The 14,860-nt window shown below is 64.0% G+C and carries 15 protein-coding genes; 3 read left to right on the top strand and 12 right to left on the bottom strand.

What is annotated here, in order from left to right; all coding sequences use genetic code 11:
- The first annotated feature begins 4 nt into the window (after positions 1-4).
- On the top strand, positions 5-883 hold the full coding sequence (locus tag WIMU1_RS04875) for an IclR family transcriptional regulator (RefSeq protein WP_062795331.1): 879 nt from the start codon (positions 5-7) through the stop codon (positions 881-883).
- A 25-nt stretch (positions 884-908) separates the two neighbouring features.
- On the opposite strand, the gene WIMU1_RS04870 is transcribed toward WIMU1_RS04875, so the two are convergent.
- From WIMU1_RS04870 to hsaA, 8 genes are all read right to left on the bottom strand, one after another.
- Complete coding sequence (locus WIMU1_RS04870; RefSeq protein WP_120802829.1) at positions 909-1,568, bottom strand: TetR/AcrR family transcriptional regulator; 660 nt, start codon at positions 1,566-1,568, stop codon at positions 909-911.
- 8 nt (positions 1,569-1,576) lie between these two features.
- Positions 1,577-3,049 (bottom strand): MFS transporter, encoded by a 1,473-nt coding sequence (locus WIMU1_RS04865; protein ID WP_062795329.1) that lies wholly within the window; start codon positions 3,047-3,049, stop codon positions 1,577-1,579.
- Between the two features lie 131 nt (positions 3,050-3,180).
- Positions 3,181-4,317, bottom strand: a complete 1,137-nt coding sequence (locus WIMU1_RS04860; RefSeq protein WP_062795328.1) for a sulfotransferase family protein — start codon at positions 4,315-4,317, stop codon at positions 3,181-3,183.
- Between the two features lie 8 nt (positions 4,318-4,325).
- The gene (locus tag WIMU1_RS04855) at positions 4,326-5,123 is read right to left on the bottom strand and encodes an SDR family oxidoreductase (protein ID WP_023957350.1); all 798 of its coding nucleotides are present in this window, start codon (positions 5,121-5,123) and stop codon (positions 4,326-4,328) included.
- Complete coding sequence (locus WIMU1_RS04850) at positions 5,120-6,307, bottom strand: hypothetical protein (RefSeq protein WP_062795327.1); 1,188 nt, start codon at positions 6,305-6,307, stop codon at positions 5,120-5,122. The genes WIMU1_RS04855 and WIMU1_RS04850 overlap by 4 nt, the downstream gene beginning before the upstream one ends.
- A gap of 24 nt (positions 6,308-6,331) precedes the next feature.
- Positions 6,332-6,904, bottom strand: a complete 573-nt coding sequence (gene hsaB, locus WIMU1_RS04845) for a 3-hydroxy-9,10-secoandrosta-1,3,5(10)-triene-9,17-dione monooxygenase reductase subunit (protein WP_062795326.1) — start codon at positions 6,902-6,904, stop codon at positions 6,332-6,334.
- Position 6,905: 1 nt separating this feature from the next.
- Positions 6,906-7,826: an iron-dependent extradiol dioxygenase HsaC gene (gene hsaC / locus WIMU1_RS04840; protein WP_023957356.1), complete on the bottom strand. Its 921-nt coding sequence runs from the start codon at positions 7,824-7,826 to the stop codon at positions 6,906-6,908.
- A gap of 37 nt (positions 7,827-7,863) precedes the next feature.
- Positions 7,864-9,045: a 3-hydroxy-9,10-secoandrosta-1,3,5(10)-triene-9,17-dione monooxygenase oxygenase subunit gene (gene hsaA / locus WIMU1_RS04835; RefSeq protein WP_062795325.1), complete on the bottom strand. Its 1,182-nt coding sequence runs from the start codon at positions 9,043-9,045 to the stop codon at positions 7,864-7,866.
- 226 nt (positions 9,046-9,271) lie between these two features.
- Here hsaA and WIMU1_RS04830 point away from each other — a divergent pair, with 226 nt between their 5' ends.
- Together WIMU1_RS04830 and WIMU1_RS04825 are read left to right on the top strand one after the other, a co-directional pair.
- Complete coding sequence (locus tag WIMU1_RS04830) at positions 9,272-10,492, top strand: 3-ketosteroid-9-alpha-monooxygenase, oxygenase component (protein ID WP_099381396.1); 1,221 nt, start codon at positions 9,272-9,274, stop codon at positions 10,490-10,492.
- A 13-nt stretch (positions 10,493-10,505) separates the two neighbouring features.
- Positions 10,506-10,865, top strand: coding sequence for a hypothetical protein (locus WIMU1_RS04825; RefSeq protein ID WP_023957360.1), 360 nt, complete (start codon positions 10,506-10,508; stop codon positions 10,863-10,865).
- Between the two features lie 70 nt (positions 10,866-10,935).
- Here the strand turns inward: WIMU1_RS04825 and WIMU1_RS04820 are convergent, their stop codons facing one another.
- From WIMU1_RS04820 to WIMU1_RS04805, 4 genes are all read right to left on the bottom strand, one after another.
- Entirely contained in the window at positions 10,936-11,886 is a 951-nt protein-coding gene (locus WIMU1_RS04820; RefSeq protein ID WP_062795323.1) for a hypothetical protein, read from the bottom strand.
- Positions 11,887-12,005: 119 nt separating this feature from the next.
- Positions 12,006-13,082 carry a 4-hydroxy-2-oxovalerate aldolase gene (gene dmpG, locus WIMU1_RS04815; RefSeq protein WP_062795322.1) on the bottom strand — a complete coding sequence of 359 codons (1,077 nt, stop codon included), beginning with the start codon at positions 13,080-13,082 and terminating at the stop codon, positions 12,006-12,008.
- 1 nt (position 13,083) lies between these two features.
- The gene (locus WIMU1_RS04810) at positions 13,084-14,004 is read right to left on the bottom strand and encodes an acetaldehyde dehydrogenase (acetylating) (RefSeq protein WP_062795321.1); all 921 of its coding nucleotides are present in this window, start codon (positions 14,002-14,004) and stop codon (positions 13,084-13,086) included.
- Between the two features lie 54 nt (positions 14,005-14,058).
- Positions 14,059-14,847 carry a 2-keto-4-pentenoate hydratase gene (locus WIMU1_RS04805; protein WP_062795320.1) on the bottom strand — a complete coding sequence of 263 codons (789 nt, stop codon included), beginning with the start codon at positions 14,845-14,847 and terminating at the stop codon, positions 14,059-14,061.
- Positions 14,848-14,860: the final 13 nt, after the last annotated feature.

Below are 14,860 nucleotides of genomic sequence, written 5' to 3'. Positions count from 1 at the left end.
AAATATGACAGTGACGGTAAGCGACAGCATGCCTGCGGGTCAACCCTCGCCACCCACGCAGCGTGTGGTCCGGGTGATCGAACTGCTGGCCGAACAGACCGGCGGCCGCCTGACACTGGCGGAGATAGTCCGTCGCACAGGGTTTTCCAGAGCCACCGCCCACGCGGTGCTGACGCAACTCACCATCGACGGCTGGGTATCGCGAGAAGACGGCCAGTTCGCGATCGGTGCCGGCTTCGTCGCCCTGGCGCGGCAGGCCGAACGTGGCTATCCGTTGCGGCGTTTGGCAGCTCCGATGATCCACGAACTCGCTGCGGACCTCGACATGCCGGCGTTCCTCGCCGAACGCGTGGCCGAACAGATCACTGTCACAGAACTCGTCGGGGTGCCGGACATGCAGTGGATCAGACCCGGCCGGCGCATCGCGCTACGCCCACCCGTGTGCCGAGAGTTCGTCGCGTGGGCGCCTGAAGCCGAACGGCAGCGGTGGATCGACTCGGCACCGCCGGGTGCCCGCGACCGACTGCACGACGTACTGGAAGTGATCTGCGACCGCGGGTACGCGGTGGAGCGCCTCACCGGTGACCATGCCGAGATGATCGACGCGCTTGCGTCACTGCGAGATTCACCGGTCTCGGACACGGTGCGCTCACGGGTGGCGGGGCTGCTGGCCGAACTGACCACCATCGACTATCTGCCGGAGGAGTCCGTCGGAGTTGTCGCTGTGGTCACGATCGGCGCACCGATCATCGACTCCGAGGGCACTGTCATCGCGTCGATCGTGGTGTGCCCCAACCGCGAGATGAGTGCGGACGAGATGGCGCACCTGGGCACGTCGGTTGCGGCTACCGCCGATCGCGTCGCCCACGCGCTCGCACGCTGAATGCATGTGCCGCGGCGCTCGACGCTCAGGACGGGCCCGTTCGGCCGGCGAGTATCCGCTTCTTCGCCAACGCCACCTCACGCTCGCCGACCGTAGGCTCCGACAGCTCCTCACCCCCTGGCCGCAGCCCGGCGACCACCACTGCCAGATGTCGACGCCACGCCGTGTCACTGACACCCCGCGTGGTCTCGACGACGCCCCTGACCGCCCAGAAGACAAGATCGAGGTCGGTGACGGTGACATCAGGACGAATCCGTCCGGCATCTTGAGCAACGGCCAGCAATTCGGCCAGGATCGTGCGGAACTCGTCCCTGAGCAACACCGTGTGCTCGTCGTCGTTCCACATCCGCGACACACAGCCTCGATGCGACGCCTGAACGGCACCGGTGTCGAACAGCAATCGTTCCAGACCAGAACCGTCGGTCACGTCACGCGCGGCCCTGGCCATCGCCACCAGATCGATGAGCAACTGCCGTACGAGTTCGCTGATCAAGGCGTCCTTGGTGGGGAATCTCCGGTACAGCGTGCCCATGCCGACGCCGGCCACCCGGGCGATCTCCTCGACCCCGGCATCGAGCCCGCGGTCACTGAACACCTTTGCCGCCGCGTCCAGTAGTCGTCGCCGGTTCTCCGCAGCGTCACGCCGCAGCACTTTCCCACCGTCTGCGGTGGCCTGCACACCCATGGCCGACCTCATTCCGACTTGTCACCGGAGAGGGTACCGCCGGCAACCATCGCGAGTTCGGCGTGTGCGAGGTCCGCGGTCGCGTCCAACGCCGCCCCTCCACGTTTGACCGACGGGATGAAAAGTGTGGCAACAGCTCCCAGGCACACGGCGACCCCCAGCATGATGAAGCCGTGGGTGTAGCCCGATTCCTTGGGCAGTCCCGTCGGTGTGGCGCCCGCGGTGACCACAGTTCCCATGAATGCTGCGCCCAGCGAACCGCCGATGGTTCTGATGTTGGCGTTCATGCCGCTGGCGACTCCGGTCTGATGGGGTGGCACCGCCGCGACGACAACGTTTGCCATGGCGGAGAACGCAAGTCCCATACCGATACCCGACAGGCACATCGCGGCGAAGATGTCCGCTTCGCTGGAGTGACGAAACGCGACGAGGAAGTACCCGGCAGCGCTGACGAGTGTCCCTGCCGTCAACAGGTTCTTCGAGCCGAAGCGAGCAGACAGGCGCCCGGCACCGAGCCCGAGGATGAACATGAAGACCGAGCTGGGCAACATCATCAAGCCCGACTCACTGACCGATGCCCCGAATCCGTATCCCGCCGATGTCGGGGTCTGCACGAACTGCGGCAGGAATCCGAACCCGGCATACATCCCGATACCCATCATCAGCGCAACCAGGTTCGCGGCCCACACGGTGCGCATCCGCATCATCTTCATGTCGATTAGCGGGTTCGCCGATCGTGCTTCGGCAACGATCCACACCACCAGGAAGATCGCAGCAGTCACGAGCAATCCGACGACCTCGGGTGATGTCCAGCCCCACTTGGGTGCCTGGCTGACACCGAGCAACAGCGCCACCAGCCATGCTGACAGCAACAGAGCGGTGACCCAGTTGACCCTGCCCGGGGCCCGGCCCTTCGACTCCGGGATGAAGGCGTAGGCCGCCACACCCGCGATGGTCGTCATGATCAGCGGAATCCAGAACAGCCAGTGATAGGTGAGTACATCGACGATCGGCCCGGCCAGCACAACACCCAGGCCGGCGCCCAGCGACGTCAGGGCCGCGACCATCCCGACGGCGCCGGGCACCCTCTTCTCGGGGAATTCGTCACGGATGATCCCGAAGGCCAAGGGCAGGACGCCGCCACCGACACCCTGGATCACACGCGCGACCACCATCACCGACAGCGACGCCGCCAGCGCAGCCAGCAACGAGCCGATTCCCAGCGCGGCCAGCGCAACCACGAACAGCAGCTTCTTGCCGTACATGTCCCCGAGGCGACCCATGATGGGCGTGAACACCGACGCGGAGAGGAGGTAGGCGGTGAGCACCCAGGTCACGTCGGTCTGCGTTGTCCCGAGGGACACCTGGATAGTCGGCAGTACCGGTATCACCAGGGACTGCAGCAACGCGAACGCGGCCACGCCCACGGTGATCACGGTGAACGTGACCCGGTAGTGCGTCCGCTTGGGTGCGATGTCCATACAGCTCCTGAGCTCGAACCGGAGAGACCACTCCGCATGCTGCTCTGAAGCTAGCACCACAAGCGGAGTCAAGACTCCGGATATCCACTCAGCGAGACACCGTCACCCGTCCACGACGGGCGGCTGCCCGGTCAGTCGAAGGCCGCGTTCACCTCGGCCTCGGTGAGGCCGTAATCCTCCAAGGAGTACTTGTGGACGGGTTTGCGGTCGCCCGACTTGCTCTCCTCGTCGAGTGCTCGCATCGCCGACGCCGCTTCGTCGGTGAGGTCGAGTCCGAACGTGCGATAGATGGTTTCGATCGTGCCCATGGGGTCGGTGCGGAAGTCGCGGAAGTCGATGTCGATGAACTGATCCGGGTTGTACTTCGACCGGGCCGCATTGAAAGCGTGCAGCCCTCGCGACCACAACTCGAGTTGCGTCTTGCCGATCAGTTCACCCGTGAACACGGTCGACCATCCCTCGCCCGCATGCTCGGCAAGACTGCACATCGACGGGATGATCGTCGCGGGTGGCCGGTGGGTCTGGATGATCAACGCGTCCGGATAGACGGCCATCAATTCATCGAGCGCGAACAGATGACTGGGGTTCTTCAGCACCCAGCGACGCTCCGGCTGATTCAGCCCGATCAACTGGAGGTTCTTCTTGTGCCGCGTGTAGGCGTTCGTCCAGTCCTGCTTCTGCAACCACTGGGAGTAGGTCGGCAGATACGACAGGGATTCATAGGAAATCGACTTCATGGTCTGACGCAGCAACTGCCAGCACTCTTCGACGTCGGAGGCACTCATGTAGTGCAGCCCCATGAATTCCGGGTTCTCCACATGGTGCTGTTCGAGTCCGGCCTGGATCTGCTGGAAGACCGGATTCGCCTCCCAGGTGTCGCGCGGAGGCCGGGGCTGCGGGAACTCGGCAAGCCACATCTCCAGACCCTGATGGCCCGGATCTGCGGTGAGCAGCCGGTGCAGGGCGGTGGTCCCGGTACGGGGCAACCCGGTGACGAAGATGGGGCGTTCCACCGGCGCGGAGACATACTCGGGATTGGCTTTCCACGATGCCTCGCTGAGCAATCGGGCGACCAGCGCACCCCGAAGGAAGAAGCGGTTCATCTTGCTGCCGAGCTCGGTGAGTCCCGCATCGCGCTCGTACGACTCCAGCAGGACACCAAGAGCCTCGGTGTAGTCATCCTGACCGAAGTCGTCGAGTCCACACGCCTTCGTCGCCGACGCATGCAGATCCTCGACCGTGCCCACATTCGTTCTCGGAATGGTCATCTCGCTCCTCAGGTGTGGTACTCGCCGCAATTGACGTCCAGCGTCTGGCCGGTGATGGCGCTGGCCCAATCCGAGGCGAGGAACACCACCGCCCGAGCGATCTCATCGGGTTCGGGCAGACGTTTGAGGTCGGATTTGGAGGCGGTCTGTTCGTAGACGGCCTCCGGCGTGATGTCGTACTTCTTGGCGACCTCACCGAAGTACCACTTCAGCTGGTCGTCCCAGATGTAACCGGGTAGCACGCTGTTGACACGAACACCCTTGTCGCCCAACTCCGTGGCGAGTGTCTGCGACATGGCGAGCAGGGCCGCCTTGGCGAGTTTGTAGCTGCCGTAACGCGGCTCCGAGTGCCGCAGGACCATGGAATTGATCATCACCACAGAACCGGACACCTTGGCCAATTCGTCGGTGAAGGCCTTGGTCATGCGCAGGCCGCCGAGGACCGTGAGGTCCAGGCTCGACCGGATGTGGTCGAAGTCGGTGCGTGCCAACGACTTCATCGAAGGCAGCGAGAAGGCGTTGTTCACCAGTACGTCGACACGGCCGTACTCGGCAACCGTTGCCGCGACGAGGGAATCGACAGCCGCGTCATCGGTGATGTCGGTGGGGACCTGCAACGCGACGCCGCCGGCGGCATCGATCTCCTTGGCCACCTCGGCGAGCCGGCTCTCGGTCCGGGCCGCGAGCACCACCTTGGCGCCGGCAGCAGCGGCTTGCACGCTGATCGAACGGCCGAGACCCGGCCCCACTCCCCCGACCACGACGACCTTGCCCTCGAGCAGGCCGGTGGACACGGTGGCGGTCATCCCAGCATCCTCTGCGCGAATCCGCGCTGGCGTGCGGCTATCCGGTCACGCCAGCCTGCCTCGTCGATGGTGTTGGACTCGAAGTGCGGCAGGTGGTCGGGCACGTCGGCCACGTTGACGATCGCGACGGTGGGGCCATCGGACTCGGTCAGCTCGCGGTCGACCCGCTGCCACCGGAACTGCGCGATACCCCGCTGTTTTCCGGTTGTCTCGATCCAGTTGGCGATGCCCGGATTCTGCCTGCTGACCACCAGGCGGATCTTCCCATCCGGATCCACCTGCGCCTGAGCAGAATTGAGGCTGGTCTGATGATTGACGTAGTCCAGCGAGATGTACCACATACTGCCCAGCTGGAAACCCTGGTACGGCGCATCGGATTTCGGCACCGTGATCACCATCGCCTCGTCGTCGGCGAGGTCGTAGTGGCCCACCGATGAGTACTGGGTGCTCAGCCCACCCGGCGTCAGACGGGGCGCGGTCAAGGTGTTCACCGGCAGGTGCAGGTAGAACCACTTCGGAAAGTTGAACCAGGTGTTGATCCGCGACAGCAACATCTTGCCGGCCACCTGATAGCGGCGGGTGATCTGCGCGAGGTCGGGCTCCACCGGCGCGCTGCCCACTGTGTCGACCCGCTCGATCCGGATCTGTCCCTTTTCCTGCATCCAGTCGCTGTACACCTCGCGCACCGCGAGCATTGACGACCCCTCGCCGAGAACGAAGTAGTTGGGTCCCGGGTCGGCCTTGGGCGGTCCGAAGCGGAGCGTGTAGGTCCCGTCCGCTTCGATCGTCAGTCGACGGTCGTCGAAGGCGTCGTCGCCACCGGGAACGTCGGTGGCGGTGTAGTCACCCTTGAGAACCTGAAAGCTGAGATCTGCTGTGTTGCCGCGCTTTCCGGTGATCAGATACTCCGCGTCGGCCTGCACGTTGGCGTGATAGTACAGCGTATCGGGGTTGTCCAACCCCATCTTTGTGTAGGGGCCCGTGGACGTGACGAAGAACGGGTGGGTCTTGCCATACGCCCATGCCATCTGCAGGCTCGCGCGGATGCTGCCGCCGAGGTAGTCGTATCCCTCGGCCAGATCCTGCTCGTTGCGGATGAAATCAGCTGAGGTGATCAGCTTCTCGGCGTCGGCGATGGCCGCGGCGAAAGGGGCGGTCACATCTTTCGTGACGGTTGTTGTCATCTCACTCCCTTGTGATGGCCGGAACTACAGCCAGGTGTCCCCGCCGGTCCAGGTGAGGAAGTTCTCGAGCTCCGCCTGGGCCGGAGTGACCCGCGGATGTTCGGTGGACAGATAACCACCACGGTAGAACAGCAAAGGCTTGTCTTGCAGCACTTCTCCCAAAGTCTGCACCCGGCCTATCGCGATGAAATGGTCGCCGCCGTCATCGACGCGCTCCAGCGTGCAATCCACCCATGACAACGAGTGCCGGATGACGGGCAGGCCGAGAGGCGAGGGATCCCAGTCGATCCCGGCGAACTTGTCATCACCCGGTGCGCCGAATGCGGCACTGACGTCCTGTTGGTTGGTCGACAACACATTGACGCAGAACTTTCCGCTCTGCTCGATGACCTTCCAGCTGCGGGAGGTCTTCATCGGGCAGAACAGCACCAGTGGTGGATCGAGCGACAGGGCTGCAAACGACTGGCAGGCGAACCCCACTGGGGCGTCATCGGTGGTCATCGTGGTGATCACGGTGACCCCGGTGCAGAACTGACCCATGGCCGTCCGGAACTGCCGCGGGTCGAAATCATCTGAACCGCGTGGATGAGGGGACATGTCAGGCGTTCTTGAATCCGATGGAGAAGTCGTGCCCCCAGAGACTGACCGCCGTGCTCTCGCGAGCCACCCAGTCGGTGTCGTCGACTTGCCTGCCCTCGCAGCCGAATTCGACGTCGAATCCGCCGGGCGTCTTCATGTAGAACGAGTACATCAGGTCGTTGACGTGACGGCCCAGCGTGGCCGACATCGGGACCTTCTTGCGCAACGCCCGGTCGTGGGCCAGGCCCACGTCATCGGTGTTCTCCACCTCGATCATCAGGTGGACGATGCCGGTGTCGTTCGGGATCGGCAGGAACGCCAGGCTGTGGTGGCGTGGGTTGCAGCCGAAGAACCGAAGCCATGGCGGCTCGTCGCCCTGTTCCCGCCCGACCAGTTCCGGCGGCAGCCGCATCGAGTCGCGCAGACGGAAACCGAGCACGTCGCGGTAGAAGTGCAGCGAGGCCGCGTCGTCGTCGGTGGTGAGCACAACGTGCCCCAAACCCTGCTCGCCAGTGACGAACTTGTGGCCATAGGGGCTCACCACCCTGCGATGTTGCAGTGCCACACCATGGAACGCCTCGAGAACGTTGCCGCTCGGGTCCTCGAAGACCACCATCTCCACGACCTGACGGTCGGCCAGTTCCTCGTCCTTGCCTTCGCGGAAGACCACGCCGGCTGCCGACAATCGATCTCGGACTTCCTGCAGTGCAGCGGCGTTGGCACATTCCCAGCCGGACGACACCAGACGGTCGTGCTCTCCTGGCGTGATCACCAGACGTGCGGGAAAGTCGTCCATGCGCAGGTACAGGGCGCCCTCCGTGGGGCCACTGCCCTCGGGCATACCCAGCACCTTGAGACCGTAGTCACGCCAGGCCGGCATGTCGGTGGCCTCGATACGCATGTAGCCGAGTGAACGGATCGGGCCAAGGGTTTCGGTCATCGTCGATCTGCTCCTTTGCGAGATGTCGGTGGTGAACTCAGACCATCGTGTCACCGATGGGGATCCCGAATTCGCCGTTGCCGTAGGCGACGTAGGCCCGTTCGGCATCGTTGGCCGCGTGGACGCGGCCGGCATGTGCGTCGCGCCAGAAACGCTGGATGGGTGTGTCGTTGTCGAGGGCGTGGGCTCCGGAATTCTCGAAGAGCCGGTCGATCGACGCGATGGCCCGGCCGGTTGCGCGGACCTGATCGCGACGGGCCTTCAACCGGAGTTCCATCGGCACTTCCTGTCCCGCGAGCAGCAGGTCGTACTCGGCCTGCAGGTTGCCCGAGAGCTGGGTCCACGCCGCGTCGATGTCACTGGCGGCCTCGGCGATGCGAACCTTGGCGAATGGGTCGTCCTTCGCCTTCTCACCGGCGTAGGCCGCGCGGACGCGCTTACCCTGGTGTTCGACGTGTGCGGCATAGGCGCCGTAGGCCATTCCCACGATCGGCGCCGAGATGGTGCTCGGATGGATTGTGCCCCAGGGCATCTTGTAGACCGGCGCGGTGTTCTTCTCCAGGCCCGGAGCCTCGCCGGTGCTCATCGCCCGGAAGCTGAGCATCCGGTGGCTCGGTACGAACACGTCCTTGACGTCGATGGTGTTGGACCCGGTGCCCTTGAGCCCGACCACGTTCCACACGTCACGAATGGCGTAGTCCTCGCGTGGGATCAGGAAGCTCACGAAGTCGACAGGCTTTCCGTTCTTGATCACCGGTCCGCCGAGGACAACCCAGCTCGCGTGGCCCGAACCCGAGGACCATGCCCACGAACCGTTGACCTTGTAGCCGCCTTCGACCACTTCACCCATACCCATCGGGGCGTAGGACGAGGAGATACGGACCGAGGTGTCCTTGCCCCATACGTCCTCCTGCGCCTGCTGCGGGAAGAGAGCCAGGTGCCAGTTGTGGATGCCGATGATGCCCGAGACCCATCCGGTGGAGCCACACGCCGAGCCGAGCCGACGCACTGCCTCGTAGAACGTCACCGGGTCGACCTGGTAACCGCCCCACTGCTCGGGCTGCATGAGCTTGAAGAACCCGATGTCCTCGAGCGACGCGATCGTCTCGTCGGGAATCTGCCGCAGATCCTCTGCTTCCTGTGCCCGCTGTTCGATCTCGGGCAGCAGTGCGCTGATCTTGTCCAGTACCTGCGCGCCCTCTTGGCTGCGGTCGCTCATCGCGCGATTCCTAACTCTCGTTCCACAAAGTCTTCTCCGGCAAGACTAGAACACGTTCTCATTTATGTCGAGTACTGCAGGTTTACCCCGATTCATGCCGTTTTGATCACTTCCCTGGCGAGTACCTGACAAGTTTTGTAACATGTTCTAGTAAGCGGGAACGCTTAAACCACGCGGCCCGGCACATGCCGACCCACAGCCGGCATCGATGAACTAGGGAGCAGACATGACGAGTACGGAGTCGGAGTTGGAGCAGGGGGCCCGCCTGACAGCGGTTGACACCAGCGCAGACGGTGGCGCGGTACGCGAGATCGACACCGGCACGCCGCCGACCCGATTCGCACGCGGTTGGCATTGCCTCGGCCTTCTTGCCGACTTCGATGACGGCAAGCCCCATCCGGTCACCGTGTTCGGCACCAAACTGGTCGTCTGGGTCGCCGACGGCGAACTCAAGATCCTCGACGCGTACTGCCGGCACATGGGCGGCGACCTGTCACAGGGCTCGATCAAGGACGGCAACGTCGCCTGCCCGTTCCACGACTGGCGATGGAAGGCCAACGGGCGTTGCGCCGGCGTCCCGTATGCCAAACGGGCACCAAAATTGGCCAAGACCCGTTCGTGGCCGGGCATGATCCGCAACGCGCAGATCTTCGTCTACAACGACCCCGAGGGCAACCCGCCCCCCGACGACGTGATCATCCCCGAGCTCGACGAATTGAACAGCGACCAGTGGACCGGCTGGACGTGGAACAAGATCGTGATCGAGGGTTCGAACTGCCGCGAGATCATCGACAACGTCGTCGACATGGCGCACTTCTTCTACGTGCACTACTCGTTGCCCGACTACTTCAAGAACGTTTTCGAAGGCGAGACCGCTGCGCAGTACATGAATTCGCATGGGCGTCCGGACGTCGACATCATGACGGCTTACGGCGACACCAAACTCGAGTCCATCGCCGCCTACTACGGTCCTGCCTACATGCTCAACCCGATGGTGCAGTACTACGGCGGCTATGCGATCGAGACGATCCTGACCAACTGCCACTACCCGATCGACAACAATTCGTTTGTCCTCATGTACGGCGTCATCGCGAAGATCCCCGAGGGACTCACCGCCGACCAGGCCGACAAGATGGCGACGAAGATCACCGCCGGTATCGAGGTGGGGTTCTTGCAAGATGTCGAGATCTGGAAGCACAAGAGTCGCATCGACAATCCGCTGCTGGTGGAAGAGGACGGTCCGGTCTACCAGCTGCGCCGCTGGTACGAACAGTTCTATGTCGACGTCGCCGACGTGACCGAGGAGATGACACAGCGCTACGAATACGAGATCGACACCACCAAGGCCGTCGAGAACTGGAACATCGAGGTCCAGGAGAACATTCGACTCAAGGCCGAGCGCGAAGCCGCGAATGCCTCGACGCCCGAGACGGCTTCGGCCACGTGATCGCCGCCCCGTCATGAGCATCAGTTGGTCGAAGGCTCCGGATCTCAGCAAGGATCCGGAGCGCGGCCCAGCGGTTCGGGAAGCGACGTCGAGAGACAAAGAGCACTACCTACGCGGTGGGCTGCGGGAGATCGAGTGCCGCACCTGCCACGCCCACGTGATGGTGAAGAAGTACAGCCCCCACCACACGAGTGTCCAGTGGACAGCACAGGCACGAGAGCAATGTCCTGAACTCACCCGGATCCGGGCGGAAGGGGGAAACCCCGCAATGTTGCCGACATGCCCCCGGCTCTCGGCCAGCATCGATCACGGTGTGAGCGAAGGGATCATCCCCAAGGAATCACCCGATGTCGACCCGGACGGCTACTACTGACCCGGGCAACTCGTAGAGACAAGAACACCACTCGCGATCGATCGCGAGTGGTGTTCTTTTGTCGTAACCCTCACTGTCCGTACGGACCGGGCCTCTGATTGCCCGAACCGGGCGGGCCGTAGTACGGCCCGGGCGCTTGTCCGTAGCCCCCGGCCTGTCCGCCGGGAGTACCGAACTGTTGCGGCGGTGGACCGTAACCTTGCGGCTGACCGTAAGCCGGTGGCTGACCGTAGCCTTGTGGCTGACCGCCGCCCTGTGGCTGGTGCGGACCGGACACTCCGGGCCCGGGCCGACTGCCCTTACCTGCCGCCAAGGCCAAATAAGTGGCGACGCCGGCAGCGATCAAGGTGATGAACGCGCCGAGGACCACAAGCCACAGTGCCCACCCCGCGTCCGCCTCCGAGGTGTCGCCGGCATCGCCGTCGATGACAACACTGCCCGGGTCGGCGATGAACACAAGGGACACGATCACCGCGACCAGTCCCAGAACCGTCCCCGCGATGGCCGCGATCGCGGGATACCTGTTGATGATCAACGGAACAGCAGCACCGGCCAGCAGGAGCCCGATGATGATGGTGGCGATGCCCGGCGCACTGGTTTCGGCCTCTGCCTCGCTCTCGGCGTCGGCCACCTCGCTCGAGTCGGCCGTGTCGTCGCCTGCGTCGATGGTCACCGAACCGAGGCCGCTGATCGACACGCTTCCCACACCGAAGTCCTGGGACGCCCAGGTGAAAAAGCTGAACAGCACGATCAGCAGGCCGCCGACGGCGAGAGCGATGCCCGGGAACCTCACCGCGGAGTTGGACGACCTGGGAGCGAGCAGTCGACCCTTGGCGGACGGCTGGCTCGGACCGGCGGCACCGAAGGCCGACTGATAACCGGATTGCTGCGGCGGATAGCCGGGTCCCGGTTGATGGCCAGGTTGATAACCCCCGGGCTGGTACCCACCGGGCTGATGGCCACCGGGACCCCCAGGCGGCGGGAACCCACCGCTGTTTCCGGATGGCGGACCGTAGGTCATGTTCTCCCCCTGATCAGTGCGTCACCGACGCGCGGACGCACGCTCGGACCCCGATCGTAGCGTCCGGTGTTCCCGGAGACCGGGGTCCGCGAGTCGGCGGCAACGTCAGCGGCGAACTCTCACACGCCGGCGTTCGCGTCCTGCTTCTTCTTGAGTTCCAAGGCGATGTCGATCAGTTGGTCTTCCTGGCCGCCGACGAGCTTTCGACTGCCCGCCTCGATCAAGATCGCTGCGGCGGACACACCGTACTTCTCGGCGTGGCCCTCGGCGTGCTTGAGGAACGAGCTGTAACACCCGGCGTAGCCCATCATCATCGCGGGCCGGTCGACCAGGCATTCGGTGGGCATGACCGGCCGCACCACGTCCTGCGCGGCGTCGGCGATCTTCATGAAGTCGATGCCGGTGATGATGCCCAGCTTGTCGCAGACACCGACAAACGCCTCCACGGGCGTGTTGCCGGCGCCGGCACCGAAGCGGCGGACCGACCCATCGATCTGTTGAGCGCCCGCCCGAACGGCCGCAATGGAATTGGCGACCGCGATGTCGAGGTTCTCGTGCCCGTGGAAACCGATCTGAGCGTCATCCCCCAACTCGGCACGCAATGCCGACACGCGATCCGACACCTGCTCGAGCACCAGTGCGCCGGCTGAATCCACCACGTACACACACTGACAACCCGCATCGGCCATGATCCGCGCCTGCTTCGCGAGCACCTCCGGAGGCTGACTGTGCGACATCATCAAGAACCCCACGGTCTCGAGCCCCAACTCACGCGCCAACCCGAAATGCTGAATCGACACATCGGCCTCGGTGCAATGCGTCGCGATACGACAGATCTGCGCACCATTGTCCTGCGCCGCCCGGATATCGTCCTTGATCCCCAGACCAGGCAACATCAAGAACGCGATCTTCGCCGACGTCGCCGTCTCGACCGCCGCCCGGATCAACTGCTGCTCAGGAGTCTTCGAGAACCCATAATTGAACGACGACCCACCCAGACCATCACCATGGGTCACCTCGATCACCGGAACACCCGCACCATCGAGGGCGGCGACGATGTCACGCACCTCTTGCTCGGTGAACTGGTGACGCTTGTGATGGCTGCCGTCGCGCAACGACGAATCCGTGATGCGGATGTCCAACGTATCGCTGTATTTCCGGGCATCTGCCATCAGATCTGCTGAGTTCGCGAACATGTCAGACACCCACCTTTTCTGCCTTCTCGGCAAGCTTCTTTTTCGCTATCTCTTCGCCGACCTTCGTGGCGGCGGCGGTCATGATGTCGAGGTTGCCCGCGTACGGCGGCAGGAAGTCGCCGGCGCCTTCGACCTCCACGAAGATCGACACCCGGGCCATCCCGCCGTTGCCCACACTCGGCGGGTCGAACTGCGGTTCCTGCAACAGCCGATACCCGGGTACGTACTCCTGGATCTCTTTCTCCCGCTTCAGAATTGCCTGAGCAATCGCATCGGTGTCCGCATCCTCGGGAATCGCGCAGAAGATCGTGTCGCGCATGATCATCGGCGGATCGGCCGGGTTGAGGATGATGATCGCCTTACCCCGGTCGGCGCCGCCGATCGTCTCGATTCCCCGCGATGTGGCACGCGTGAACTCATCGATGTTCGCGCGCGTTCCCGGTCCGGCGGACTCGGACGACACAGACGCCACGATCTCGGCGTACACCACCGGCACCACGGACGAGACGGCGTGGACCATCGGAATGGTCGCCTGGCCACCGCAGGTGATCATGTTGGTGTTCGGTGCGTCGAGATGCTCCCGCAGGTTCGCCGGGGGAACCACGGCAGGGCCGATGGCAGCCGGGGTGAGGTCCACCGCGGTGATGCCGGCCGCCTCGTACTTCGGGGCGTACTCACGGTGTACGTAGGCCGAGGTGGCCTCGAAGATGATGTCGGGCTTCTCTTCTGACGCCAGGAGTTCGTCAGCCCCGCCCGCCATCGTGATGAGCCCGTGGTCGGCCGCACGCTTCATGCCCTCGGAGTCTGCGTCGATACCCACCATCCAGCGTGGTTCGATCACCTCCGAACGCGCCAACTTGTACATCAGGTCGGTCCCGATGTTGCCCGAACCGATGATTGCTGCAGTGACCTTCTGTGCCACGGGTGGTGCTCCTAACCTCAGGTCTTGCCAAAGTTTGTGGTGATGTGTGCGGTGCTACGTGAAATCCAGGGTGACGCTGCCGAGTCCGGCGAACTGTGCGACAAAGTGGTCGCCCGACCGGATGTCGATCGCCCGGGTGGCGGTGCCCGGAAGGATGACGTCACCCTTTCGCAGGCGAACACCGAAGCTCTCGACCTTGCGTGCCAGCCAGGACACCGCGTTGAGCGGATGACCGAGCACCGCGCTCGAGTTTCCCTCGGCGATCAACTCGTCGTTGCGGTGCAAGGTGGCGTCGATGTTGCCGGTGTCGATGTCGGAGATGCGGACGCGCTGTTCGCCCAGCACCCAGCCGCACGACGACGCGTTGTCGGCAATGGTGTCGGGCAGAGAGATCTTCCAGTCGCGGATGCGGCTGTCGATCAGTTCGATCGAGGGAACCACCCACTCGACCGCCGCGATCACGTCGTCGTTGGTGCAGCCCGCACCGGGCAGATCAGCGCCGAGGATGAAGCCGACCTCGACCTCGACCCGGGGATAGCAGAACTTGGTGGCATCGATCGGGGTGTGCTCGTGATACTGCATCACGTCGAGCAGGTGACCGTAGTCCGGCTCGTCGACACCCATCATCTTCTGCATCGCCTCAGACGCCAGGCCCACCTTGTGGCCGGCGACCGACGCACCCGCCTCGAGCCGCCTCCGGATGTTGATCAGCTGGATCTCGTAGGCATCTGTGACGTCGAGATCCGGGTGGCTCACCACCGGTGGATCGATGGCGACCGCGGTCGCCTCGGCCCGGGCCAGATCGTCGGCGATACGCTGGCGTTCCTGGTCGGAAACGGTCACTGGTGGCTCCTCC

Origin of the sequence: Williamsia muralis NBRC 105860, assembly GCF_001598915.1 — a bacterium.
Taxonomy (GTDB): Bacteria; Actinomycetota; Actinomycetes; order Mycobacteriales; family Mycobacteriaceae; genus Williamsia; species Williamsia muralis.
This window is presented reverse-complemented; position numbering and strand designations above follow the sequence as displayed.

Bases quoted from the DNA above. Each gene is read 5' to 3' on its own strand.
- WIMU1_RS04860 (WP_062795328.1), bottom strand. From the start codon at position 4,317: ATGACCATTCCGAGAACGAATGTGGGCACGGTCGAGGATCTGCATGCG.
- WIMU1_RS04875 (WP_062795331.1), top strand. From the start codon at position 5: ATGACAGTGACGGTAAGCGACAGCATGCCTGCGGGTCAACCCTCGCCA.
- WIMU1_RS04865 (WP_062795329.1), bottom strand. From the start codon at position 3,049: ATGGACATCGCACCCAAGCGGACGCACTACCGGGTCACGTTCACCGTG.
- hsaC (WP_023957356.1), bottom strand. From the start codon at position 7,826: ATGACCGAAACCCTTGGCCCGATCCGTTCACTCGGCTACATGCGTATC.
- hsaA (WP_062795325.1), bottom strand. From the start codon at position 9,045: ATGAGCGACCGCAGCCAAGAGGGCGCGCAGGTACTGGACAAGATCAGC.
- WIMU1_RS04870 (WP_120802829.1), bottom strand. From the start codon at position 1,568: ATGGGTGTGCAGGCCACCGCAGACGGTGGGAAAGTGCTGCGGCGTGAC.
- WIMU1_RS04850 (WP_062795327.1), bottom strand. From the start codon at position 6,307: ATGACAACAACCGTCACGAAAGATGTGACCGCCCCTTTCGCCGCGGCC.
- WIMU1_RS04820 (WP_062795323.1), bottom strand. From the start codon at position 11,886: ATGACCTACGGTCCGCCATCCGGAAACAGCGGTGGGTTCCCGCCGCCT.
- WIMU1_RS04830 (WP_099381396.1), top strand. From the start codon at position 9,272: ATGACGAGTACGGAGTCGGAGTTGGAGCAGGGGGCCCGCCTGACAGCG.
- WIMU1_RS04825 (WP_023957360.1), top strand. From the start codon at position 10,506: ATGAGCATCAGTTGGTCGAAGGCTCCGGATCTCAGCAAGGATCCGGAG.
- WIMU1_RS04855 (WP_023957350.1), bottom strand. From the start codon at position 5,123: ATGACCGCCACCGTGTCCACCGGCCTGCTCGAGGGCAAGGTCGTCGTG.
- hsaB (WP_062795326.1), bottom strand. From the start codon at position 6,904: ATGTCCCCTCATCCACGCGGTTCAGATGATTTCGACCCGCGGCAGTTC.
- dmpG (WP_062795322.1), bottom strand. From the start codon at position 13,082: ATGTTCGCGAACTCAGCAGATCTGATGGCAGATGCCCGGAAATACAGC.